At 66.4% G+C, this 23074-nt stretch carries 20 protein-coding genes; 6 read left to right on the forward strand and 14 right to left on the reverse strand.

The window, feature by feature from the left end:
• Nucleotides 1-61: 61 nt before the first annotated feature.
• The gene (gene uvrB, locus ACSQ3P_RS11925; RefSeq protein WP_436165774.1) at nucleotides 62-2713 is read right to left on the reverse strand and encodes an excinuclease ABC subunit UvrB; all 2652 of its coding nucleotides are present in this window, start codon (nucleotides 2711-2713) and stop codon (nucleotides 62-64) included.
• A gap of 224 nt (nucleotides 2714-2937) precedes the next feature.
• Here uvrB and ACSQ3P_RS11930 point away from each other — a divergent pair, with 224 nt between their 5' ends.
• From ACSQ3P_RS11930 to ACSQ3P_RS11940, 3 genes are all read left to right on the forward strand, one after another.
• Nucleotides 2938-3666 carry a helix-turn-helix transcriptional regulator gene (locus ACSQ3P_RS11930; RefSeq protein ID WP_436165775.1) on the forward strand — a complete coding sequence of 243 codons (729 nt, stop codon included), beginning with the start codon at nucleotides 2938-2940 and terminating at the stop codon, nucleotides 3664-3666.
• Nucleotides 3667-3765: 99 nt separating this feature from the next.
• Nucleotides 3766-4410 carry an acyl-homoserine-lactone synthase gene (locus ACSQ3P_RS11935; RefSeq protein ID WP_436165776.1) on the forward strand — a complete coding sequence of 215 codons (645 nt, stop codon included), beginning with the start codon at nucleotides 3766-3768 and terminating at the stop codon, nucleotides 4408-4410.
• Nucleotides 4403-4753 (forward strand): hypothetical protein, encoded by a 351-nt coding sequence (locus tag ACSQ3P_RS11940; protein WP_436165777.1) that lies wholly within the window; start codon nucleotides 4403-4405, stop codon nucleotides 4751-4753. Before ACSQ3P_RS11935 ends, ACSQ3P_RS11940 begins: the two co-directional genes overlap by 8 nt.
• A gap of 306 nt (nucleotides 4754-5059) precedes the next feature.
• Here the strand turns inward: ACSQ3P_RS11940 and ACSQ3P_RS11945 are convergent, their stop codons facing one another.
• The 9 genes from ACSQ3P_RS11945 to ACSQ3P_RS11985 all read right to left on the reverse strand — a co-directional run bounded on the left by ACSQ3P_RS11945 (nucleotide 5060) and on the right by ACSQ3P_RS11985 (nucleotide 14521).
• Entirely contained in the window at nucleotides 5060-6274 is a 1215-nt protein-coding gene (locus tag ACSQ3P_RS11945; protein WP_436165778.1) for a TIGR03862 family flavoprotein, read from the reverse strand.
• Between the two features lie 58 nt (nucleotides 6275-6332).
• Nucleotides 6333-7532, reverse strand: coding sequence for a M20 aminoacylase family protein (locus ACSQ3P_RS11950; protein ID WP_436165779.1), 1200 nt, complete (start codon nucleotides 7530-7532; stop codon nucleotides 6333-6335).
• A gap of 323 nt (nucleotides 7533-7855) precedes the next feature.
• Nucleotides 7856-8554, reverse strand: coding sequence for a phosphate regulon transcriptional regulator PhoB (gene phoB, locus ACSQ3P_RS11955; RefSeq protein ID WP_069689660.1), 699 nt, complete (start codon nucleotides 8552-8554; stop codon nucleotides 7856-7858).
• Nucleotides 8555-8710: 156 nt separating this feature from the next.
• Nucleotides 8711-9430, reverse strand: a complete 720-nt coding sequence (gene phoU, locus ACSQ3P_RS11960; RefSeq protein WP_436165780.1) for a phosphate signaling complex protein PhoU — start codon at nucleotides 9428-9430, stop codon at nucleotides 8711-8713.
• Nucleotides 9431-9469: 39 nt separating this feature from the next.
• Entirely contained in the window at nucleotides 9470-10270 is an 801-nt protein-coding gene (gene pstB, locus ACSQ3P_RS11965) for a phosphate ABC transporter ATP-binding protein PstB (RefSeq protein WP_092171015.1), read from the reverse strand.
• Nucleotides 10271-10317: 47 nt separating this feature from the next.
• Nucleotides 10318-11208 carry a phosphate ABC transporter permease PstA gene (pstA, locus tag ACSQ3P_RS11970; protein ID WP_436165781.1) on the reverse strand — a complete coding sequence of 297 codons (891 nt, stop codon included), beginning with the start codon at nucleotides 11206-11208 and terminating at the stop codon, nucleotides 10318-10320.
• Nucleotides 11209-11240: 32 nt separating this feature from the next.
• A complete protein-coding gene (gene pstC / locus ACSQ3P_RS11975) occupies nucleotides 11241-12209 on the reverse strand; it encodes a phosphate ABC transporter permease subunit PstC (RefSeq protein ID WP_436165782.1) in 969 nt (322 codons plus the stop codon).
• Nucleotides 12210-12335: 126 nt separating this feature from the next.
• Nucleotides 12336-13361, reverse strand: coding sequence for a phosphate ABC transporter substrate-binding protein PstS (gene pstS / locus ACSQ3P_RS11980; protein WP_310159275.1), 1026 nt, complete (start codon nucleotides 13359-13361; stop codon nucleotides 12336-12338).
• A 98-nt stretch (nucleotides 13362-13459) separates the two neighbouring features.
• Nucleotides 13460-14521, reverse strand: a complete 1062-nt coding sequence (locus tag ACSQ3P_RS11985; RefSeq protein ID WP_436165783.1) for an ATP-binding protein — start codon at nucleotides 14519-14521, stop codon at nucleotides 13460-13462.
• A 156-nt stretch (nucleotides 14522-14677) separates the two neighbouring features.
• Here ACSQ3P_RS11985 and ppk2 point away from each other — a divergent pair, with 156 nt between their 5' ends.
• On the forward strand, nucleotides 14678-15640 hold the full coding sequence (gene ppk2, locus ACSQ3P_RS11990) for a polyphosphate kinase 2 (RefSeq protein WP_436165784.1): 963 nt from the start codon (nucleotides 14678-14680) through the stop codon (nucleotides 15638-15640).
• Between the two features lie 25 nt (nucleotides 15641-15665).
• Here ppk2 and ACSQ3P_RS11995 read toward each other — a convergent pair whose 3' ends face one another.
• From ACSQ3P_RS11995 to ACSQ3P_RS12010, 4 genes are all read right to left on the reverse strand, one after another.
• Nucleotides 15666-16613: a lysylphosphatidylglycerol synthase domain-containing protein gene (locus ACSQ3P_RS11995; RefSeq protein ID WP_436165785.1), complete on the reverse strand. Its 948-nt coding sequence runs from the start codon at nucleotides 16611-16613 to the stop codon at nucleotides 15666-15668.
• Between the two features lie 259 nt (nucleotides 16614-16872).
• Complete coding sequence (locus ACSQ3P_RS12000; RefSeq protein WP_436165786.1) at nucleotides 16873-18402, reverse strand: ABC-F family ATP-binding cassette domain-containing protein; 1530 nt, start codon at nucleotides 18400-18402, stop codon at nucleotides 16873-16875.
• Nucleotides 18403-18790: 388 nt separating this feature from the next.
• The gene (locus tag ACSQ3P_RS12005; RefSeq protein WP_436165787.1) at nucleotides 18791-19366 is read right to left on the reverse strand and encodes a hypothetical protein; all 576 of its coding nucleotides are present in this window, start codon (nucleotides 19364-19366) and stop codon (nucleotides 18791-18793) included.
• A 122-nt stretch (nucleotides 19367-19488) separates the two neighbouring features.
• Nucleotides 19489-21276 carry an ABC transporter ATP-binding protein/permease gene (locus ACSQ3P_RS12010; protein ID WP_436165788.1) on the reverse strand — a complete coding sequence of 596 codons (1788 nt, stop codon included), beginning with the start codon at nucleotides 21274-21276 and terminating at the stop codon, nucleotides 19489-19491.
• Between the two features lie 484 nt (nucleotides 21277-21760).
• Between ACSQ3P_RS12010 and exbB the strand changes: the two genes are divergently transcribed.
• Nucleotides 21761-22450 carry a tonB-system energizer ExbB gene (gene exbB / locus ACSQ3P_RS12015; protein ID WP_436166243.1) on the forward strand — a complete coding sequence of 230 codons (690 nt, stop codon included), beginning with the start codon at nucleotides 21761-21763 and terminating at the stop codon, nucleotides 22448-22450.
• 4 nt (nucleotides 22451-22454) lie between these two features.
• Nucleotides 22455-22949, forward strand: a complete 495-nt coding sequence (gene exbD, locus ACSQ3P_RS12020) for a TonB system transport protein ExbD (protein ID WP_436165789.1) — start codon at nucleotides 22455-22457, stop codon at nucleotides 22947-22949.
• The last annotated feature ends 125 nt before the right edge of the window (nucleotides 22950-23074 follow it).

Raw genomic sequence — 23074 nt, forward strand, 5'->3', positions numbered from 1 at the left:
AGGGTCCGGCCGAAAGGTCGGGCCCTTTTTTGTTTTGGGGGAGGCGCGGAAAGACCTTGCCCTAACGCCTTCCCCGCCGCGTCCCGCGCCCCTCTCCTGCCCCCAGCGGCCGCGAATCCGGCCTTGGTCCCATCTCGTCGAGTGTCGGCTTCTTCGGGCGGGCGACCGGCTTGGCTTCTCCACCGCCCCAGTTATGCGGGCCCATATCGGCATCGGTCGGCTTTTTCGCGCGCGTCGGCAGGTTGGCGTTGGCGCCGTAGCTGCGCTCGCCCTTGTATTTGCCGGCTGAGGCCTCGACGTCGCCCTGGCGGGCGAGCGGGTCGTCGGAGATGGCGAGTTCGGTCGCCTGGAGACGCTTGATCTCGTCGCGCAGGCGCGCGGCGGTCTCGAATTCGAGGTCGGCGGCGGCTTCGCGCATGCGCTTTTCGAGATCGGCCAGGGCCGCCTTGAAGTTGTGGCCGGCGACCGGCGTGCCCATGCCGGCATCGACCGTGACATGGTCGCGCTCATAGACCGAACCCAGGATGTCGCCGATGGCGCGCTTGATCGATTGCGGCGTGATGCCATGGGCGGCGTTGTAGGCCTCCTGCTTCTCGCGACGGCGCGAGGTCTCGGCCATCGCCCGCTCCATCGAGCCGGTGATGTGGTCGGCATAGAGGATGACGCGGCCGTCGACATTGCGGGCGGCGCGGCCGATGGTCTGGATCAAGGAGGTTTCCGAGCGCAGGAAACCCTCCTTGTCGGCGTCGAGAATGGCGACAAACCCGCATTCGGGAATGTCGAGGCCCTCGCGCAGCAGGTTGATACCGACGAGAACATCAAACGCTCCAAGGCGGAGATCGCGCAGGATCTCGATGCGCTCGATCGTGTCGATGTCGGAGTGCATGTAGCGGACGCGCACGCCGTTCTCGTGGAGGTACTCGGTCAGATCCTCGGCCATGCGCTTGGTCAGCACGGTGACCAGGGTACGGTAGCCCTTGGCCGAGACCTCCTTGATCTCGTCCAGGAGGTCGGCGACCTGATGTTTTGCCGGGCGGATCTCGACCGGCGGGTCGATCAGCCCGGTGGGGCGGATGACTTGCTCGGTGAAGACGCCGCCGGTGCGGTCCATCTCCCAGCTGCCCGGCGTCGCCGAGACATGCACCGATTGCGGGCGCATCGCGTCCCATTCCTCGAAGCGCAACGGCCGGTTGTCCATGCAGGACGGCAAGCGGAAGCCGTATTCCGCCAAAGTCGCCTTGCGCCGAAAGTCGCCGCGATACATGCCGCCGATCTGCGGCACGGTGACATGGCTCTCATCGGTGAAGACCAGCGCATTGTCGGGCAGATATTCGAACAGGGTCGGCGGTGGCTCGCCCGGCTTGCGGCCGGTGAGATAGCGCGAATAGTTCTCGATGCCGTTGCAGGAGCCAGTGGCCTCGATCATCTCGATGTCGAAGGTGCAGCGCTGGTCGAGCCGCTGCGCCTCGAGATAGCGGCCCATCTTGTTGAGCTCGTCGAGGCGGCCGCGCAACTCCTCCTTGATCGACTTGACGGCCTGGGTCAGCGTCGGGCGCGGCGTGGTGTAGTGCGAATTGCCGTAGACCTTGACGAATTCGAGGTCGGCGGTCTTCTGGCCGGTGAGCGGGTCGAACTCCGAGATCTGCTCGACCTCGTCGCCGAACAGGCCGATGCGCCAGGCGCGGTCCTCATAGTGGGCCGGAAAGAGTTCGATGACATCGCCGCGCACGCGGAAGGAGCCGCGGGCGAAATCGCCAAGGGTGCGCTTGTATTGCAGGGCGACGAGATCGGCGATGAGCTGGCGCTGCTCGATGCGCTCACCCAGCTTGATGCCGAAGGTCATCGCCGTATAGGTCTCGACCGAGCCGATGCCGTAGATGCAGGAGACCGAGGCGACGATGATGACGTCGTCGCGCTCCAAGAGCGAGCGCGTGGCGGAGTGGCGCATGCGGTCGATCTGCTCGTTGATCGAGCTTTCCTTCTCGATGAAGGTATCCGAGCGCGGCACATAGGCCTCGGGTTGGTAGTAGTCGTAATAGGAGACGAAATACTCGACCGCGTTGTCGGGGAAGAAGCTCTTGAACTCGCCATAGAGCTGCGCGGCCAGCGTCTTGTTCGGCGCCAGGACCAGGGCGGGACGCTGCGTCTTCTCGATGACCTGCGCCATGGTGAAGGTCTTGCCGGAGCCGGTGACACCCAGGAGCACCTGGTCGCGCTCCTGCCGCGAGATGCCGTCGACGAGATCGGCGATCGCGGTCGGCTGGTCGCCGGCGGGCTCGTATTCCGAATTCATGCGGAAGCGGATGCCGCCTTCGGATTTGTCGGGGCGCGGCGGGCGATGCGGCGTCCAGGCCTTGCCGGGATCGATAAAGGGGCTGCCTGTCTCCAGCAGCATCTGCAGCGACTGCGCCGTCAGGCTCGCAGCGGTCTCGCCCTCGACGCCGTCAAAGGCGGAATCGGCCTTCTTGCCGATTTTCTTCTTCGGCGCGCCATCGCCGGGGCGCGCTTCATAACCGGCCTGCGGCGCGTCGGAAAAGCCGGCGGCGCCGCCCGGGACCGCATTGCCGCGGTTGATCGCCGGGTTGAGCAGATCGGCAAGGTAGCCTTCCAGCGGCTTCAATTCCTGGCGCGAGGCCTTGGAATTGGGCGTGCGCGCGCTGGCGGGCTTTTTCGCGGGCTTCGTCTTGGCGTCGGGAGCAGAGGTCTTGGACATGGCGGCAATATGGGACGGAAGCCGCCCAAGCGCGAGAGGGCAAGGCGCATGGCGGGTCGCATAGCTGACAGGAGATGGCAGGAGGAGACGGCTGTGCGGCGCGCCTTGCCGTGCCTTGCGCGCAAAGCCGGTCCCGCCTGCTGGCCCAGCCTCGCCTAGGAGGCATTGACTCCCAGAGACGCGCTGCAAGAATGCGGCTATAATACGGCCATTGGGGACCGTTCATGTCGGGACAACACTTCGACGCCGGACGAGACGCGCTCGATTTCATCGATGTGCTGACGCGCCTCAACGATCCCCAGACGATCATCACCTCGCTGCGCGACAAGCTCGCCAGCTTCGGCTTCCACGCCTTCCTGATCACCGGCCTGCCGGAGACCGGCGACAGGATCGCCCCGCTCGTGTTGCTGAATGGCTGGCCCGATGGCTGGTTCGAGCTCTATGTCCGGCAGAACTATGCCGATGACGACCCGATCGCGGCGCATTGCAAGACCACGATAAACCCTTTCGTCTGGGACGAGGTCTATCGCCAGGAGGTCGCCAGCGCGCGCCAGCAGGAGATCATGCGGCGCGCCAGCGACTTCAAGATGATCCACGGCTTCTGCGTGCCGATCCACAATGAGGACGGCTTCAAGGCCGTCGTCACCATGGCCGGCGACAAGCCCGACCTGTCGCGGCAGTCCCGCTCCGCCATCCACCTGATGTCGCTCTATGCCCATGCCAAGGCCGAGGCCGCCATGCACGGCACCCAGGGCCATTGCCTCACCGTGCGGGAGCGTGAGGTCCTGACCTGGATGGCTGTCGGCAAATCGACCGAGGGCGTCGCGGAGGTGCTCAATATCCGCGCCGGAACCGTCGAGGCGCATTACCAGAACGCCGCCCGCAAGCTCGGCGCCCGGGGCCGCACGCGCACGGTGGTCGAGGCGCATCTGCGCGGCGAGATCCAGCTTTAGTCTACAGCCCAACGAAAGCGCTGGCACTCCCGGAAAACCGGGATTCCGCCCGGCGCGGATAGGCAGAAAGTTCTTCCTCACGCCGCTGGGGAAGAGCACATGATTCACATCATAGACGCCTCCAATCGCCGGCACTATGCCGACCAGATTGAGGAACATTTCCGCATCCGGCACCGCATCTATGTCGAGGAGCGCCGCTGGATGGAGCTGGAGCGCCCCGACGGGCGCGAGGTCGACCAGTTCGACACCGACGACGCGGTCTATCTGCTGGCGCTGAAGCAGGGCAAGGTGATCGGGGGCTCCCGCCTCGTGCCGACCCTCTGCCCGCATCTGATGAGCGAGGTCTTTCCCTTCCTCGCCAATATCCGCGGCCTGCAGCGCGGCCCCGACATCGTCGAATGGACCCGGATCTTCGTGGTTCCCGAGTATCGCGGCCGCGAATCCGCCGTACTGCACACCGTCCTCGCCGGCATGCTCGAATACTGCCTGGAGCAGAATTTCAGCGCGATCACCGTCGTGATGGAAACCTGGTGGATGCCGCGCTTCCTGGAGCTCGGCTGGGAGGTCAAGCCGCTCGGCCTGCCGACGATGATCGACGGCATGTCCTGCATCGGCACGATGATCAGCGTGACCGAAGAGGCCTGGCGCAACACGCTGGCATTCAAGCGGATTGCGGCCCCGACACTGGTCGACCGGCGGCATGGGCCGCACATCATCAAGGAAAGGCGAACCAACCATGTATGACGAGAACGCCTATTCGGCCTTGTCCTCCGAGGAACGGCAAGACCTCGGAAACGCGCTGGCGACCCTGGTGACGCTGATGAATCGGCACCGGCGCTACGCCCCGCTGCTGGAGGTCGCGTCCCATTTCGACCTCCCCGACGATCTCTGGCTGCTGACTCAGGTCATGGGCCTGGACGATGCCGGGCGCTCAGCGCTGGTGCAGCTCTTCCTGCTGACCAATGGGGCGGTCCAGGCCAAGCCGTTGAGCCAGGACGCCGTCATGCTGGTGAGCCACGATCTCGGCGCCATCTACGAGCGGACCCGGGACCGCGAGCGCGGTGTGGCCTCTCCTCACGATGCGTGAGGTCCGGCTTCCGGGGCCAGCGGGGAACCCCTCTCCGGCATCGAAGTCGAGTCTACCGACTTCGACACTTTGAGTGCTGAACTCGGGTAAGCCCGAGTTCAGTGAGAGGGGCAGGGGTGAGGTGTCGGCCGTTTGACGCTTTGGCCGTGACCTAACCGCTGCTCCCTCGTCATTGCGAGCGCAGCGAAGCAACCCAGGGGGACGTAGAGCGAGCCCTCCTGGGTTGCTTCGCTGCGCTCGCAATGACGGCAAAGTTCCGCGCAACTGGTCCAGGGGCCTGCACCTCACCCCTGCCCCGCGCCCGACTTACGCCCTTGCCAGCCAAGCCTCCATTCCCGCCGCCGCCGCGACGCCGGTGGCGAAGCAGGCCTGCAGCAAGTAGCCTCCGGTCGGGGCTTCCCAGTCCAGCATCTCGCCGGCGACGAAGACGCCAGGCAGCGCCTTCAGCATGAAATCGGTGGTGACCGCGCCAGCTTCGATGCCGCCAGCGCTCGAAATCGCGCGCGTGATCGGGGCGAGGCCGGCGAGCGTGAGGGGAGCGGCCTTGATCAGTGCCGCCAGGGCCGCTGCATTCTCAGGCAAGCGCGGGCTCGCCTCGCGCAGGAGCGCGATCGCAGCCGGCGACAGGCCCGCCGCCTTGCGCAGATGGTTGCTCAGCGTCTCGCCCTTGCGGCGCTTCGCCAGACGCTCGACGAGGCGAGCGGTCTCCATGTCGGGCCGCAGATCGAGCGTGACCACCGCCCTGCCCTCGCGCAGGATCGCCTCGCGCAGCAGGCCCGACAGCGCATAGACCGCACCGCCCTCGATGCCTTCGGCATCGATCATCGCCTCGCCGGTGGCCTGACGCTCACCGAAGCGGATGACGATGCGCTTCAACGGCGCGCCACTGAAGCGCTCACGCATCGTCGCCGACCAGGCCACCGTGAAACCGCCATTGGCCGGCAGCAGCGGCGCGACGGCGACGCCACGCTCCGCGAGCCGAGGCGCCCAGCCGCCATCCGAGCCAAGGCGCGGCCAGCTCGCGCCGCCGAGCGCCAGCAGGGTCGCGCCGGGCCGGATCGTTTCGACCCCGCCGTCGCGGGTCTGGAAGCTGAGCGCGCCATCAGCGCTCCAGCCGGTCCAGTGCATCCCCGATGCGAGTTTAACGCCCTGCCCCTCCAGCCGGCGCAGCCAGGCGCGCAGCAGAGGCGAGGCCTTCATCGCCCTGGGGAAGACGCGCCCGCTCGTGCCGATGAAGCTGTCGGCGCCGAGATCGTCGGCCCAATCGCGCAAGGCCTGGGGCGGGAAGGCGCGGATTGCTGGTTCGAGCCAGGCCTGCGCTCCGCGATAGCGCGTCAGGAACTGATCCAGCGGTTCGGAATGGGTCAGGTTCAGCCCGCCGCGGCCGGCAAGCAGGAATTTGCGCGCCGGCGAGGGCATGCGGTCATAGACTGTAACGGCGTGGCCGGCGGCGGACAGCCGCTCGGCGGCGATCAGGCCGGAGGGGCCTGCGCCGATGATCGCGATGTCGGGTGTCGGCATGGACTCAAACTCCTGCAGCCCGGCTCCGGTTTCGGCTGCCGGGCGGCGGCGAGCGGGATCAGGCCTGCGATGTCAGCTCCTTGTGCACGAGGTGCACCCAATAGGTCGAGCCCAGAGCGAGAATATCGTCGTTGAAATCATAGAGCGGGGTGTGGAGCAGATTGCCTTTGCCCTCCGCCGCGGTGCCGTTGCCGATGCGGATGAAGGCTCCCGGCCGCTGCTCCAGCATGAAGGCGAAATCATCGGCGCCGGTGTTGAGCGGGATCTGCCTGTCCATCTTCTCCGCGCCGACGAGGTCGCTGGCGACCGCCGCCGCGAGCACCGTCTCGTCAGCGGTGTTGATCAAGGGCGGATAGCGGCGCTTGTAGACATAGTCGGCGCTGCAGCCCTGGATCGCCGCCACGCCCTCGGCGAGCACGCCCAGGCGCTGCTCCAGAATGTCGCGCACCGCGGCTGAGAAGCAGCGCGCCGTGCCGGTGACGACGACCTCAGCGGGAATGACATTGGGCGAGGAGAAAGCGCCGGCATTGATGTGGCCGACGCTCAGCACCGCCGGTTCGACGGCGGGAACATTGCGGGCGACGATCGCCTGGACGCCGAGGATGAAATTGGCCAGCGCGATCGTCGGGTCGGTCGCGGTATGGGCGCCGGAGCCACCATGGCCGCCAGTGCCGCGGAAGGTCACGACCCAGGTGTCGCTGGCGGCGAGCATCGGCCCTTGCCTGATGCCGAACTCCCCGGCGCGGCGGCCCGGCTGGTTGTGCATGCCGTAGACGGCATCGACCGGAAAGCGCTCGAACAGCCCCTGCTCGAGCATGACGCGGGCACCGCCCAACCCTTCCTCCGCCGGCTGGAAGATGAAATGGACCGTGCCGCCGAAATCCCGGTGCTCCGCCAGATAGCGCGCGGCACCGAGCAACATGGCGATATGTCCGTCATGCCCGCAGGCGTGCATCTTGCCGGGAATGGTCGAGCGATGCGGGATCTCGCTCTTCTCCTCGATGCGCAGCGCGTCCAGTTCGGAGCGAAGCGCGATGGCGCGCTGTCCGCCGCGCTCGCCCTTCAGCGTGCCGACCACCCCGGTCCCGGCCACCCCCTCATGAGTCTCGATGCCCCAGCCGCGCAGCGTCCGCGCCACCAGGGCCGCCGTCCTGACCTCCTCGAAGGCGATCTCGGGATGGGCATGAATGTCGCGCCGGATGGCGATGAGGTCGGCTTCGAAAGCCTTGATGGCGGGAAAAACGGGGCTGTCGAGCACGGTCTCGAATCCTGGCGGGCGTATGAGCGGCCAAGATTAGAGAGGAACCCTACCTGCAACAATCGACGGAGTCGCAGATCCCCGCTGCAATGGCAAAGCGGTCCGCATTCGCCGCCGTGGCAATCCCTAAGCTCCGTCATTCCGGGGCTTCGCCCTCGGGTCCGACCTTTGGTCGGCCCAAGGATAAACTCCGCGAAGAGCCCGGAACCCAGAACCGATGAGGGTTCCAAGAGGCGCTCGGACATCAGAGCTTCGGCAATGAGCAACAACGGTTCTGGGTTCCGGGCTCAGGCCTTCGGCCTGCCCCGGAATGACGCGCGCTCTTAGCCGCGCGCAAACGTCTCGTCGAAGGCGTAGCCCGCGCCGCGCACCGTACGCAGCGGGTCCTTGGCATCACCGGGCGTGATCGCCTTGCGCAGGCGGCCGACATGAACGTCGACCGTGCGCTCGTCGATATAGACGTCGCGACCCCAGACGGCGTCGAGGAGCTGTGCGCGGGAATAGACCCGGCCCGGCGCCTGCATCAGGAATTCGAGCAGGCGGAATTCGGTCGGGCCGAGATGCAATTCCGCGCCGGAGCGGCGGACGCGGCGCGTCGTGCGGTCGAGTTCGAGATCGCCGGCCGCTAGCAGCCCCGCGACATGGCCAGGCTTGGCCCTGCGCAAGAGCGCCTGGATGCGCGCGATCAGTTCAGGCAGCGAGAACGGCTTGACCACATAGTCGTCGGCGCCGGTGGCGAGGCCGCGCACGCGCTCGGTCTCCTCGCCGCGGGCGGTGAGCATGATGATCGGCACGCGCTCGGTGTCCCGGCGCGTGCGCAGGCGGCGGCAGAGCTCGATGCCCGACAAGCCCGGCAGCATCCAGTCGAGCAGGACGAGGTCGGGCGTGTGGTCGCGCAGATGCAGCTCGGCATCGTCGCCGCGTGCGACGCTGTCGACCTCGAAGCCCTCGGCTTCGAGGTTGTAGCGCAGGAGCAGGGTGAGCGGCTCCTCGTCCTCGACGATCAGGATGCGTGCGGGCATGTCTCAGTTCCGTTCCTGGCATTCAGCCGACACACACCGTCATGCTCGCCCTGGTGGCGAGCATCCACGTCTTGAACACAGGTCTCGACCAGCGAAGACGTGGATGGTCGGGACAAGCCCGACCATGACGGGAAAGCTGCCGGTGCGTTCATTCCATCAGCTCCCCGTCACCGCCTCGACATTGATGTCGGTGGTGTCGAGCTTCGGGCGGTTGAGATCGAGCGACTCGCCGGTGACGAGATAGTGGATCGTCTCGGCGATGTTGGTGGTGTGATCGCCGATGCGCTCGACATTCTTGGCGCAGAACAGGAGATGCGTGCAGAAGGTGATGTTGCGCGGGTCTTCCATCATATAGGTCAGCAATTCGCGGAAGAGCGAGGTGTAGAGCGCGTCGATCTCGTCGTCGCGGCGCCAGACCTCCATGGCCTTCTGCTCGTTGCTCGCGGCATAGGCGTCGAGCACGTCCTTGAGCTGGGCCTGGACGAGCCGGCTCATATGCTCGAGCCCGACCACGGCGCGATGCGGCGGCTGGAACTGGCCGGAGATCGCGACCGCGCGCTTGGCGATGTTCTTGGCGAGATCGCCGACGCGCTCGATGTCGGCGGCGATGCGGATCGCCGAGATCAGTTCACGCAGGTCGTTCGCCAGCGGCTGGCGCCGGGCGATGGTCAGGACCGCGCGCTCCTCGACATCGCGCTGGAGGTTGTCGAGGCGCTGGTCGGCGCTGATCACCTTCTGGGCGAGCGTGGTGTCGCGGCGCACCAGCGCCACGGTGGAATCGCCGAGCATGCGCTCGGACATGCCGCCCATCTCGGCGAGGCTGCGGCGCAGCGCCTCGAGTTCGGCGTCGTAGGAGCGGACGATATGTTCGGTCATCGCGGCGGATCCTCTGGAAGCGAAAACAGGGTTCGATAGTCAGCCGAAGCGGCCGGTGACGTAGTCCTGGGTCTGCTTCTTGTGCGGGTTCATGAAGATGGTGTTGGTCGGCGCGAACTCGATCACCTCGCCGAGATACATGAAGGCGGTGTACTGCGAGATGCGCGCCGCCTGCTGCATGTTGTGGGTGACGATGACGATGGTGAAATCGGTCTTGAGCTGCTCCAGCAGATCCTCGATCTTGCCGGTCGAGATCGGATCGAGCGCCGAGGTCGGCTCGTCGAACAGGATCACCTCCGGCTTCTGCGCGATGGTGCGCGCGATGCACAGGCGCTGCTGCTGGCCGCCCGAGAGGCCCATGCCGGACATCTTGAGCTTGTCCTTGACCTCGTCCCAGAGGGCGGAGCGGCGCAGCGCGCCCTCGACGCGGTCGTCGAGCTCCGACTTCGGCGGCTTCTCATAGAGCCGGATGCCGAAGGCGACATTGTCGTAGATCGACATCGGGAAGGGCGTCGGCTTCTGGAAGACCATGCCGATGCGCGAGCGCAGCTCGTTCACATCGACATCATTGGAGATGACGTTGCGGCCGTCGAGGATGACCTCGCCGGTGGCGCGCTGCTCGGGATAGAGCGAATAGATGCGGTTGAAGATGCGCAGCAGGGTCGACTTGCCGCAGCCCGAGGGGCCGATCAGCGCCGTGACGTGACGGTCACGGAAATCGAGATTGACGTTCTTCAGCGCCTTGTGCTCGCCGTAGTAGAAATCGAGGTTCTTGACCGCGATCCTGACCGGGGCTTCGGCATCGAGCGTTTGCGGGCTCAGTTCCAGCGTCGAAAGCATCGACTTCTTCCTTCAGATCGAACGCGACGAGGGTTCAGGATGGCCGTTCACTTGCTGCCGCGCACGATACGGCGCGCGATCAGCGAGAGCAGCAGGATCGAGACGGTGATGATCAGCGAACCGGCCCAGGCGAGCTGCTGCCAGTTCTCGTAAGGGGCCGAGGCGAACTGGTAGATCGTCACCGGCAGGTTCGAGACGCCGCCCGAAAGCGTCGGCGAGAACCAGAAATTGTTGTTCAGCGCGGTGAAGATCAATGGCGCGGTCTCGCCGGCGATGCGGGCGAGCGCCAGCAGGATGCCGGTGACCATGCCCGATTTCGCCGCCCGCCAGGTGACGCTGGTGATGACGACCGAGGGCGGGGCGCCAAGCGCCGCGCCAGCCTCGCGCAACGGCCCCGGAACCAGCCGCAGCATGTCCTCAGTGGTGCGCACGATGACCGGGATCGCGATGATGCCGAGCGCGACGCCGCCGGCCCAGCCAGAGTACCCGCGGAAGGGCTCGACCAGGATGACGTAGACGAACAGGCCGATCAGGATCGAGGGCGCCGAGAGCAGGATGTCATTGATGAAGCGGATCAGATTGGCGAGCTGCGAGCCCTTGCCGTATTCGGCGAGATAGGTGCCGGCGAGCACGCCGATCGGCGTCGCCACCGCGATGCCGAGGAAGGTCAGCACGATCGAGCCGACGATGGCGTTGGCAAGGCCGCCGCCCTCGGAACCGGGGCCGGGTGTGACCTGTGTGAAGGTCGCGAGCGAAAGCCCGCCGACGCCCTTCACGATCAGCATGCCGAGGATCCAGAACAGCACGAAGATGGCGAGGAAGGTGAAGCCGGTGGCGATCAGCTTCATCGCCTTGTCGGCGGTGCGGCGTGCCGGGCGCACGCGGCCCCATTCGGCACGAGGCGTCTGGGAGGCGATGGAGGGGGTCGTCATGCTCATGGTCGGCGGCCTTATTCAGTAGCTCTTGCTTATCAGTAGCTCTTGACGCGCGAGACGAGGATGCGCGCGATGACGAGGACGACGAAGGTGACGAAGAACAGGATGCAGCCGAGCGCGATCAGCGCGTTGAGCTGCAGGCCGAGCGCCTCGTTGAACTCATTGGCGATGCGCGAGGCGATGGTCGAGCCCGGATCCAGGATCGAGGCCGAGAGCCGGTTGGCGTTGCCGACGACGAAGGTCACCGCCATGGTCTCGCCGAGCGCACGGCCGAGGCCGAGCATGACCGCGCCGATGATCGAGACACCGGCCTGGGGCACCAGGACATGGCGCACGACCTCCCAGGTGGTCGCCCCAATTCCGTAAGCGCTTTCGCGCAGCACGGAGGGGATCTGCTCCAGCATGTCGCGCGTGATCGAGGCGATGAAGGGGATGATCATGAAGGCGAGGATGATGCCGGCGGTGAAGATGCCGAGCCCCGAGGGCGAGCGCGAATAGAGCACCGTGCCGACGAGTGGCAGGCCTTCGACGATGTTGGAGAGCGGCACCTGAACATAGGCGGCGAAGAGCGGCACGAAGACGAACAGGCCCCACATGCCATAGATGATCGAGGGCACGGCGGCGAGCAACTCGATGGCGGTCGCGACCGGCTGCTTGAACCAGGGCGGGGCGAGCTGCGTCAGGTAGACCGCGATGCCCAGCGAGAGCGGCACTCCGATGACGAGCGCGATCAGCGCGGTCGAGAGCGTCCCGACGATCGCCGGCCAGGCGCCGTACTGGTCGTTCTGGGTGTCCCAGACGCTGGAGGTGATGAAGCCGAAGCCGAATTCGCGGAAGGCCGGCCAGCCGCCGACGACCATCGACAGCATGATGCCGGCGAGCAGCACCAGCACGAACAACGCGGCCAGGAAGCTGGCATTGCGGAAGACGATGTCGAACGTGCCCTTGGGGGTCTTGCGCAGCGGCGCAGCAGCAGCGGGCATCGTCTGGGTCACGGCGGTCATCCGCGGGGCTCCGGTAGCATGGGTTGTCCGTCATTCCTGGGCGGAGCGAAGCGCAGGCCCGAGAAGCCCGGGGCTGCGCCTCCTGAATGAGATGGCCGGGTCAAGCCCAGCCATGATGGCGAGCGATCAGAAGATCGGCTTGCCGGAGTTGTCGACGACGCCCTTCCAGGCAGCGCGGACCATGTCCTTGACGTTGCTCGGCAGCGGCACGTAGTCGATGCCGGTCGCGAGCTGGTCGCCGCTCTTATAGGCCCAGTCGAAGAACTTCAGCGCGGCCTGCGCCTCTTCCGGCTTTTCGGGCTTGGCATGGACGAGGATGAAGGTCGCCGAGGTGATCGGCCAGGCCTGCGCACCCTTCTGATTGTTCAGCGAGATGCCGAAACCGGGAGCCTCGTTCCAGTTGGCGTTGGCGGCAGCGGCCTGGAAGGCCTTGTCATCAGGCGCCGGGTAGTTGCCGTCGGCGTTCTGGACCAGCGCGAAGGCGAGCTTGTTCTGCTTGGCATAGGCGTATTCGACATAGCCGATCGAGTTCGCGACCTGCTTGACCGAAGCCGAGACGCCCTCATTGCCCTTGCCGCCGATGCCGACCGGCCACTGGACCGACTGGTTGGCGCCGATCTTGGTCTTCCAGTCAGGCGAGACGCGCGACAGATAATCGGTCCAGACGAAGGTCGTGCCCGAGCCGTCCGAACGGTAGACCGGGTTGATGCTGGCGTCTGGCAGGGTCACGCCGGCATTGAGCGCGGCGATCTTGGGGTCGTTCCACTTCTTGATGTCGCCGAGATAGATTTCGGCGATGAGCTGGCCCGTGAGCTTCAGCTTGCCGGCCTCGATGCCGGCGACGTTGATCGCGGGGACGACGCCGCCCATCACGGTCGGGAACTGGATCAGGCCTTCCTTGGTCAGCTCCTCGCCCTTCAGCGGGGCGTCGGTGGCGCCGAAAGCGACAGTCTTGGCCTTGATCTGGCGAATGCCGCCACCGGAACCGATCGACTGGTAGTTGAGACCGATATTGGTCTCCTTCTTATAGGCTTCAGCCCATTTGGCGTAGATCGGGAAGGGGAAAGTCGCGCCGGCGCCGGTGATGTCGGCAGCCTGGACCGCGCCGGACAGCCCGATCGAAGCGGCCGCGAGAATGAGAATTTTGCGCATTGAGATGTCCTCTCTGGATCGCACGTTTAGCGATCCCGTCAGAACACCTTCTGTGTGACAGACGGATGACATCCTGTCATCAAAGCTGTCACAAACGATCAGGACGAACTCCGTGACACCGGTCCGAGGCGCGGAAAGATCGCCTTGAAAGTCGCGCCCTGTCCCAGCAGGCTCTCGATGGTGAGGCGCCCGCGATGGCGCAGCACGATGTGCTTGACGATGGCCAGGCCAAGGCCGGTTCCACCCGCTTCGCGGCTGGCGGCGGTGTCGACCCGGTAGAAGCGCTCGGTCAGGCGCGGCAGGTGTTCGGGCGCGATGCCGGGCCCGTCATCGCGCACGCTGACGCTCGCCTCGGTCGCGCCGTCGATGACATCGATCGCGACCTCGCCGTCCTTGCGGCCGTATTTGATGGCGTTCTCGACCAGATTCTCCATCAACCGCAGCAATTCGTCGCGGTCACCGGCGACCTTCACCGGCTGCTCGGGCAGCGACAGGCGCAGATTCACATTGCGCTCGCGCGCCATCAGCGTCAGCGAATCGACGATCTCGCGCGAGATGCCGGCGAGATCGACCGGGGTTTCAGGCGCCAGATGGGCGCGCAGTTCGATGCGCGAGAGCGAGAGCAGATCGTCGACGAGGCGCGCCATGCGCAAGCCCTGCTCGCGCATGATCGTCAGGAAGCGATCGCGCGCACCCGCATCGTTGCGGGCCGGGCCCTGCAGCGTCTCGACGAAGCCGAGCAGCGAGGCCAAAGGCGTGCGCAGTTCATGGCTGGCATTGGCGACGAAATCGACCCGCATGCGCTCGGTGACGCGCTGCTCGCTGAGATCCTCGAAGGTCAGCAGCAAGGAGCGACGCCCGCCCGCAGTCCGCAACGCCGCGATATGGATCCGAAAAGTGCGCTCGACCGGCACGCGCTCGACCAGTTCGATGACGCGGCGCCCGCCCTGGCTCGAGACCTGCTCCATCGCCCCGATCAGATCGGGATCGCGCATGACGAGCGTCAATTGTCGGCCCTTGTCGAGCGCCGGGATCAGCGCGTTCATCGCCGGGCTCAGCGCCTGGACGACGCCTTGCGCATCGAGCAGCACGACGGCCGAGCCGAGCGCCTCGATCAGGGCGAGCGTGGCGGGGGCATTGGGGTCGACAGTCTCGAACATCGGGCGCGGCACCTTGCGCTGTCCTCTCGCCACCGAGGCGGGCGCGAGAGCCGGACGACGCGAGAGGATGCCTTCCTGATCGGATCGCCGGCGCACGTCAATTCCCTTGACCCCGCCCACGGGCTAGCTTGCCAGCCAAGGACCAGGAGAAAACAGATGGCCAAGCGCGTATCCATGACGAAAGCCAAGGCGGCCGGCACGAAGGTGCCCAAGCGCGGGGCCACAAAGAAGCAGTCCCCGACACCGGCACCCGCCAAACGAAAAAAGGGCGTATCCGACACCTTCGACATCGAGGCGGAGACCTTGCCCCAACACATCCTCGACGCTGCCTTCCACAGCGGTGGCTACCCCTATGACAAGCGCATGAAGCGCAAGCATTACAACAAGGAGATGGAGCCGCTACAGATCGAGTTGCAGAAGCTCCTCGCCTGGGTGCGCGAGAGCGGCGAGCGCATCGTCATCGTGCTCGAAGGCCGCGACGGCGCCGGCAAAGGCGGCACGATCACCCGCTTCACCCAGCATCTCAACCCGCGCCAGGCGCGCGTGGTTGCTTTGCCGAAGCCCTCCGACACCGAGAAGGGGCAATGGTATTTCCAGCGCTATGCCGCGGAAATGCCGGCGGCGGGCGAAATCGTGTTCTTCGACCGCTCCTGGTACAACCGGGCCGGCGTCGAGCGTGTGATGGAGTTCTGCGCGCCCGACCAGACCGACGCCTTCCTGCGCGAGGCCCCTGTCTTCGAGGGCATGCTGACGCGCGACGGCATCCGCACGATAAAAATCTTCCTGACGATCAGCCGCGAGATGCAGATGATGCGGCTGCATGCGCGCTGGCACGATCCGCTCAAGCGCTGGAAGCTGTCGCCGATCGATTTCGAGGCGATCCCGCGCTTCGACGCCTATTCCGAGGCCTTCGACGAGATCCTGGAGCGCAGCTCGACCGCATGGGCGCCGTGGAGCGTGGTGCGCGGCAACGACAAGTTCCGCACCCGGCTCAATGCCATCCGCCTCGTGCTCCAGGCCATTCCCTACAAGGACAAGGACGAAGCGGCGATCGGTGAACTCGACCACAAGATCACGCTGAGCGCGACGCGCTATCTCGACAAGGGCGGGGAGAAATAGAGGTTGTTAGGGGCTCTGGCGAGGTTCAGCGCTCCCGCCGCCTGATCCGCCTGATCATCTCGTTCAGCGCCAGCAGAACCAGCGCCAGGATGAAAGGCAGCAGGTAATAGATGATGCGGAAGAGCAGCAGCGCGCCGAGCACGCCCTCGTAAGGCAGGCGGCTCAGTGCGACCAGCATCGTTGCCTCGAAGACGCCGAGCCCTCCCGGCGCGTGGCTGGCGATGCCGATCAGGCAGGCGAAGACATAGACCGCCAGGAAGCTCGGATAGTCGATATTGTGCCCGCCCGGCAGCAGGACGAAGAGCACGGCCGCGGCCGCACAGACCTCGCAGGCGCCGAGGCACATCTGGCCGAGCGTGATCCCTAAGCCCGGCAGCGGCAGGTTCCAACCGCTGACGCGGATGGTGCGCTCGCCGCTCGCGATCCAGGCGAGGTAGCCCAGCGTGCCGACCGCCACCGCCGCGCCGACGCCCTGCACCACCAGCGGCGAGGTGCGCGCCAGCCGCGCGACGCCCTCGGAATCATAAAACAGGCAGGCGCACAGGATCGCGCCGAGGCCGAGCCAGAAGGTCAGGCCCGCGATCACCGTCAGGCTCGCGACCTCGGAGGCGCGCACCCCCTTGGGCGAATAGATCCAGTAACGCACCGTGCCGCCGGTCACGATCGGGAAACCGAGCGTGAAGGAAACGGAATAGCTGGTGAAGGAGGCGAGCGCCGTGGTGCGATAGGGGATGGAGAGCCCCAATCGCTTCAGCGCCAGCGCGTCATAGCCGGTGAGCAGGAGATAGCTCAGCGCGGTGAAGCCGAGCGCGAGACCGAGCTGGCGCTGGCTCGCATTGGCGAAGGCCCCGGCGAGCGCGCCGGGCTCGATCTCCCGGATGATGAACCAGAGCACGACCAGCGAGGCGCAAAAGATCGTCGCGCTCGCCAGCGGGCCGAGCCACCACCAACGGCTGCGCCTGCGCAAGGGCATACCTGGCTCATGCGGGCCGAAGGACATATGCGAACTCGCTCGAAGGCTGATCGGGACCGCACGCTGCTGCGCCAGATCCCCGGGCGGGGCGACAGGCCGCAGGACGCGACCTTGCCCGACAGATAACGCCTCGACCGGGATGCACAAGCCGGAACGGCGCGGCGAATGCGCGCCATGAGGCTGGCGCAGGTCGCGCCCGGCGGCTTTTCCGGGACGCGCCCCATTGCAATGAGGCAGCCTTTGCGGCCGCCTCATTGCGTCAGGAATCCCGCCTGGCAACGGAGGCGAAGAGCTGATCGGGCCCCTCGACCTCGACCAGGCGCCGGTTCTCGATCAGCCAGAAGCGATTGCCCACCGTCCGGGCGAAGCTGCGGTCATGCGAGACCAGCAGGCCGCTCGCCTCATGTGCCATCAACTCGGCCTCCAGCGCCTCCTGCCCCTCGATGTCGAGATGGTTGGTCGGTTCGTCCAGCAGGTAGAAGTTGGGATTGGCCAGGCGCAGGACCAGCATCATCAACCGCGCCTTCTGCCCGCCGGAAAGGCGGCCGATGCGACCGTCCTGCATCTCGATTGTCAGGCCCGCGCCGGCCAGCAGGGAGCGGGCGCGCTGATCGCCGACATCGAAGCGCCCGCCGATTGCCGCCCCGGGCGTGTCGTCAGGCGCAAGCTCGGACAGGTTTTGATCGCTATAGCCGAGTTTCAGAGACGGCGTCGCCCTGATCGCCTCCAGCGCTCCTTGAGGTTCCACGATCGCGCGCCTGATCAGGCTGACGAGGCGCGACTTGCCGGTCCCGTTGGCTCCGAGCAGGACGATGCGATCGCCCTGGTTGATCCAGCGCTTGCCCGTTTTGAACAGCAGCGTCCCGTCGGGTGCCGCGATGGTCGCATCGTCGAGCGTGACCAGGACCTTGGCATGGGTGCCGCGATTGGCGAGCCTGATCGCCCCCGCCGAGCGCTCGCGATGCGCGGGCAAGGCGGCATCCTCCAGGCGCTCGGCTCTGTCCTTGAGCTGCTTGGTCTTGACCACCAGGAGGTCGCTGCCGGAATTGATCCCGATATTCCGGAGCTTCGCGGCCTGCCGGCGCAATTGCTGAGCGGTCTTCAGGTCGCGCTGGAACCGGCGCTCCTCCGAGGCATCGACCTCGTCGAGCGCAAGCCGCGCCCGTGTATAGGGCAAGGCGAAGACCTGGGAGCGCTCCGGGCGCAGGAACAGCGTCCGGTTGGTCGTCGCGTCCAAGAAGGCGCGGTCATGGCTCGATATGACCACGGGCACCTCGCGCGGCAGGGCATTGAGCCAGTCTTCCAATTGGCTGATCCGGGCGAGATCGAGATGGTTGGTCGGCTCGTCCAGCAGCAACAGATCGGGCTCCGTCACCCAGATGCGCGCCAGCATCGCCAACCTCTGCCAGCCACCGCTCAGGCGCGAGAGCGGGCGCTGGCGCAGCGGCTCGGGAACCTCGAGCGAGTCGAGCACCACATCGACGCGCCAGCCTTCGCTGTCGGCCTGCTCCGCCGGCAAGGCCTGGCGGACGAGGTCATGGAAGGCCGTGTCAGCGAACCGGGCCGGGATATCCTGCTCGACATGCCCGACGCGCAAGCCGCGCGAGCGCGTGATCTCGCCCGCGCTGGGCTCGCCCCCACCTGCGAGACAGTGCAGGAGGGTCGACTTGCCCCGGCCATTGGCGGCGACGAGGCCGAGACGGTCATTCGCCCCGATCGTCAGGTCCAGGTTCGAAAAGAGCGGCGCGCCCAAGGTGACGCCGAGATTCCTCAGATTGATCAATGCCATTGTCGGTCTCTGCTCTGCCCGAGCCGTGACCAGCATGCGCCGCTAAAGACGCGCGATGCGGGACCGGGGGCCGCAGCCTCCCAAGCTCGGTATGTGTGAAGAGGCGCGAGCCGCGAGCCATTGAAGGCTCAGCGCTGCGCTACCACGAAGGGCAGACCGGGAAGAGAACCGTGAAGCAATCGTCTCTGGTCAGCCCTGCAAACAGCTTTGCAGGGCGTTGACCGGGCCACGCGTATGATGGTGACGAACAAACGTGATCACGCGGCCCTCCTTTCTCGACGAGTTGCCGGATAAACCTAACGCCGTGCGCGACGGCAAGCAATCCTTGCCAGTTCGGGCGCGTTGTTTGCGCTCAGAACCACGCCGTCGGGAGCCGCCTCCAACATCCTCAGCCGGTCTTCCGGAACACCCGCAGCGTCTTGAAGCTGGCAACCTCGTCGACCTGCGCCGTCCTGGCCCAGTCGGCGATAATCGGCTCGGCCGAGGCGTAGGCGAAGGAGCCGGTGTAGAACAGGAGATAGCCGCCGATATCGGTCTGGGCGGTGAAGAGGTCGATCACCTCGCGATCGGTCAACGCGCCATAGGCGTCGTTGGCCTCGGTCCTGAACTCGCAGGCATGGAACAGCGTCACGATATCGAAGCGCGGCAGCAGCCGGGCGTTGCTGGTGTAGATGTCGCCGAAATAGGCTGAATAGGTCTTGGTGATGGTCGGGCTTGCCGTCGCCAGCTTGACGAAGGCGTCATATTCCTTGGGCGAGGCGGTGATGCCGAGCACGGTGTTGTTCAATTCCGGCTCCGCGCAGCGGATGCCGACATAATGATGCCCGCCCGTGCCGAAATGGTAGATGCGCTTGCTGGTGAGCCCCTCCTCCTCCAGCCATTCGACGAAATGCACGTCGCAGGGGCATTGGTCGACGCGCAGGCCCCAATAGACGTCCCAGATGTTCATCGTTGCGGCTGTCATCGATGTCGGCTCCTTGGCATGAGCGCCGGCGCTCCCACCGGCGGCTTGAGGGAAGGATGAGGTCGCAGGCACAGGAGCCTGCGCCCCCGCTGAACCCTTGCTGAACAGCGCTTCATGGCGCCCTACTCAGCCAGCTCGGCATGCGCGCCCGCGCGCGCCTTGTCGGCTCCGGCCATGCGCACGACGCCGCCGGCCCGCTTCAGAACCAGACGATGCGTCGCGGCCTCGGCGAAACCGGCGCTCTGGCCGAAGGCGAGGATGATCGCGTCCGGCCGTGCCGCGCGCAACTCCTCGATCAGCTCCAGCGCCATGTCGGTCTCGAGCGCGCTCGTCGCCTCATCGAGCAGGATGATGTCGGGCGCCTCCAGCTCGGCACGAGCGAGCGCAAGGCGCTGCCGGTCCCCGGTCGCGAGTTCCTTGTCCCAGTCACGAACCTCGTCGAGCCGCGGCGCGAGAGCCGACAGGCCATAGCGTCGCAGAGCCTCCAGCAGAGGCTCGGAGGGACGGGTCAGCCCGGTATCGAGCACGGCCCGCAAGCTGCCCTCGGTCAGATGCAGCTTCTGCGGCACGACCGTCACCAGCGCCTCCCGCGGCAGCGCGATCTCGCCCCGCCCCCAGGGCCAGAGGCCGGCGATCGCCTGGATCAGGGCGGCCTTGCCGAGGCCGAGCTCGCCCGAGAGATGCAGCGTCGCGCCCGGCGGCAGCGACAGCTCGATATCGGCGGCAAGCGTGCGGCCGTCACGGTCGATCAGCGTGACCCCATGCAGCCGCAGCAGGCCGTCGGGGCTCGGCATCACGCTGAGATGATCGCCCGGAGGCTCGCCATCGACGCGCTCAAGCGCATCGGCGAGTTCGTTGACGCGCCGTGCGGCCGCAAGCCATTCGGCGATGCGCATGAAGTTGTCGAGCAGCCAGTTGAAGGCGTTCTGCACCGCCACGAAGGCAGCCGCGACCTGCACGACACCGCCGAGCGACATCTCGCCGGAGAGGTATTTCGGCGCGGCCAGCAGCAGCGGCACCACCGGCACGAGCGCGCCGCTGCCATTGGTGATCCAGGTCAAACGGCCGCGTTGGCGGATCATCGCGAGCCAGCGCTTGACGAGGCCGTCATAGGTCTGCGCCACGGCGCGGCGCTCGCTGGGTTCGGTACGGGCGAGCGCGATCGTCTCGCCATGGTCGCGGATGCGCATCAAGGAGAAGCGCAGCCGCGCCTCGCCCTCATTGCGCGCCGCGATCAGTCGCGGCAGGCGGCGCCCGACGATGCTGATGAGGAGGGAGACGAGTACGGCATAGACGATCGCCGCCAGGACCATATAGGCGGGGATCGTGACCCGGCCGCCGCCGGTCACGATCTGCAGCGCGCCGCCGATCTCCCAGAGGATCTCGATGAAGGTGATGATGGTGATGACCGCCGTGAGCAGGCCGATGGCGAAATCGACCACCGGCTCGGTCGCCCAGCGGACATCGTCGGCGATGCGGTATTCGGGATTGGCCGGCTCGTAACCGGAGAGGCCGAGCCGGAAGAAGCGGCGCTCATTGATCCAGCCATCGGCCAGCTTTGCCGTGACCCATTGCCGCCAATGCACCTGGAAGGTCTCGCGGGCGACGAGGATGACGACGCCGAGCCCGGCCGCGATCAGGACCAGCACCGGAAAGACCGCCATCGCAATCAGCGCGCTCTCGCTGTCCTTCTTCTCCAGCGCGTCGAAGAACCAGCCGTTCCAGCGATTGACGGTGACATTGGCGAAAACGGAGAGAATGATCGCAACTGCGAGCAGGAGTGACCAGAACCAGGCGCGGCGGGCGCTCGCGCCCCGCCAGAAGCCGCCGGTCAGCCCGGCGAAACGCCAGGCGACCTGCCGGTCACTCGGCAGCCCGGCCACGCCCTGCATGTCGTCCGAGCTCGGCAACAGCGACGGATCCCCCCAGACCACGCAACCGGATCGTCCCGCCGCAAGCGAGCCTTAACAGACACTTAGCCGCGACCGAATGAACTTGACATGAACGGCTGATGAACGGAAGCAGCCGGCGCAGCCCCCCTCCCGGCCGCTCGGCCTTTCCTTAGAATCCCTCTAAGATACTGATATTGAATATATATTTCGTATGCTGCATTGCATTCGAGCCATTGACTCGCCAACATCGCGCCTTAAAGACAAGCCCGTTCGCGGCAGGCCGCCACGGCTCCCCTGGCCACCCAGATCGCCGAACCCGAGCAACCACCGCGGCGCGGGCCAGCGGCCGCCTGACGGGAAGCCACCACAACCTCATTCGCCACTAGGCCGAGATGTGACCATGACGCGCCAATCAACCACCGGACATCGCCGGGCGCTGCGCCTCGCAGCCGCTGCGACGTTCCTGTTCATCCCCGCCCTTGCCCATGCGCAGGCCTCGACCATGCCGCACGACCTCTCGCCCTGGTCGATGTTTATGGCCGCCGATATCGTCGTGAAATCGGTGATGGCGGGCCTGGCCTTCGCCTCGGTCGTGACCTGGACGATCGGGCTCGCCAAGACGCTTGAATTGAGCGCCGCCAAGCGCCGACTGCGGCAGGCGACCCGGATCCTGGCAAAGCAGACTACCCTCAGTGAGGCTTCGCTGGCACTCGCCAAGGCGCAAAGGCTCGGCCGCAAGCTGATCGAGGCCGCGGTGGAAGAGATGCACGCCTCCAAGCAGGCCTATGACAAGGACGGCATCAAGGAGCGCGTCGTCTCGCGGCTGCACCGGATCGAGCTCGCCGCCAGCCGCGAGATCGCGCGCGGCACGGGCTGGCTGGCGACGATCGGCTCGACTGCGCCCTTCGTCGGCCTGTTCGGCACCGTCTGGGGCATCATGAATTCGTTCATCGGCATCTCCAAGGCGCAGACTACCAACCTCGCCGTGGTCGCTCCGGGCATCGCCGAGGCGCTGCTCGCCACCGCGATCGGCCTCGTCGCCGCCATTCCCGCCGTGATCATCTACAACCTGTTCAGCCGCGGCATCGCCGGCTACCGCGCCGAGGTCGGCGACGCCGCCGCGACCGTGGCCCGGCTGGTCTCGCGCGATCTCGACCGCGGCCGCAGCGCGCTGCAGCGCGCTGCGGAGTGACGCCATGGCCGGCGGCATCAATGCGAATGGCGGCTTCGGCGACGACGACCTGCCCGAGGCCAGCGAGATCAACGTCACGCCGTTCATCGACGTGATCCTGGTGCTGCTGATCATCTTCATGGTCGCAGCCCCGCTCTCCACTGTCGATGCGCCAGTCGAGCTTCCGGTCTCGACCGCCAAGCCTCAGCCGCGCCCGGAGAAGCCGGTCTTCCTGACGCTGAAGGCCGATCTCGCGATGGTGCTGGGCGAACAGCCCGTCGCCGCCGAGCAGCTCGCCACGGCGCTCGACGCCCAGACCAGGTCCGACCGCGAGCAGCGCATCTTTGTCCGCGCCGACCAGTCGGTCTCCTATGGCGAGGTCGTCAAGCTGATGAACACGCTGCGCGCGGCAGGCTATCTCAAGATCGCGCTGGTCGGGCTCGAAGGTCCGAATTCGCCCGCCCCGGCCACCGGCGAGATCCCCACGGCTCCGGCTTCGCCGACCGGCCCGCAGCCGTAAAAGCCCCAACCCCACGCCGAGGGCAGCCGCAGCGGCCGCTCCGGAACAACCGTTCCCCCGAGAACGCAGTCCAAACCGCGGCCTCTGCGGCGGCCTTGGTCGGGCCGCCGCCTGCCCTGCTTGCC

This window comes from Allobosea sp. LjRoot9, assembly GCF_964252745.1.
In the GTDB taxonomy this organism is placed as follows: Bacteria; Pseudomonadota; Alphaproteobacteria; order Rhizobiales; family Beijerinckiaceae; genus Allobosea.

Coding starts and splice junctions, on each gene's coding strand:
- ACSQ3P_RS11945 (WP_436165778.1), bottom strand. CDS start 6,274: ATGCCGACACCCGACATCGCGATCATCGGCGCAGGCCCCTCCGGCCTG.
- ACSQ3P_RS11935 (WP_436165776.1), top strand. CDS start 3,766: ATGATTCACATCATAGACGCCTCCAATCGCCGGCACTATGCCGACCAG.
- pstB (WP_092171015.1), bottom strand. CDS start 10,270: ATGCTTTCGACGCTGGAACTGAGCCCGCAAACGCTCGATGCCGAAGCC.
- ppk2 (WP_436165784.1), top strand. CDS start 14,678: ATGGCCAAGCGCGTATCCATGACGAAAGCCAAGGCGGCCGGCACGAAG.
- ACSQ3P_RS11985 (WP_436165783.1), bottom strand. CDS start 14,521: ATGTTCGAGACTGTCGACCCCAATGCCCCCGCCACGCTCGCCCTGATC.
- exbD (WP_436165789.1), top strand. CDS start 22,455: ATGGCCGGCGGCATCAATGCGAATGGCGGCTTCGGCGACGACGACCTG.
- ACSQ3P_RS11930 (WP_436165775.1), top strand. CDS start 2,938: ATGTCGGGACAACACTTCGACGCCGGACGAGACGCGCTCGATTTCATC.
- uvrB (WP_436165774.1), bottom strand. CDS start 2,713: ATGTCCAAGACCTCTGCTCCCGACGCCAAGACGAAGCCCGCGAAAAAG.
- exbB (WP_436166243.1), top strand. CDS start 21,761: ATGCCGCACGACCTCTCGCCCTGGTCGATGTTTATGGCCGCCGATATC.
- pstA (WP_436165781.1), bottom strand. CDS start 11,208: ATGAGCATGACGACCCCCTCCATCGCCTCCCAGACGCCTCGTGCCGAA.
- ACSQ3P_RS12005 (WP_436165787.1), bottom strand. CDS start 19,366: ATGACAGCCGCAACGATGAACATCTGGGACGTCTATTGGGGCCTGCGC.
- pstS (WP_310159275.1), bottom strand. CDS start 13,361: ATGCGCAAAATTCTCATTCTCGCGGCCGCTTCGATCGGGCTGTCCGGC.
- pstC (WP_436165782.1), bottom strand. CDS start 12,209: ATGACCGCCGTGACCCAGACGATGCCCGCTGCTGCTGCGCCGCTGCGC.
- ACSQ3P_RS11995 (WP_436165785.1), bottom strand. CDS start 16,613: ATGCCCTTGCGCAGGCGCAGCCGTTGGTGGTGGCTCGGCCCGCTGGCG.
- phoU (WP_436165780.1), bottom strand. CDS start 9,430: ATGACCGAACATATCGTCCGCTCCTACGACGCCGAACTCGAGGCGCTG.
- ACSQ3P_RS12000 (WP_436165786.1), bottom strand. CDS start 18,402: ATGGCATTGATCAATCTGAGGAATCTCGGCGTCACCTTGGGCGCGCCG.
- ACSQ3P_RS11940 (WP_436165777.1), top strand. CDS start 4,403: ATGTATGACGAGAACGCCTATTCGGCCTTGTCCTCCGAGGAACGGCAA.
- phoB (WP_069689660.1), bottom strand. CDS start 8,554: ATGCCCGCACGCATCCTGATCGTCGAGGACGAGGAGCCGCTCACCCTG.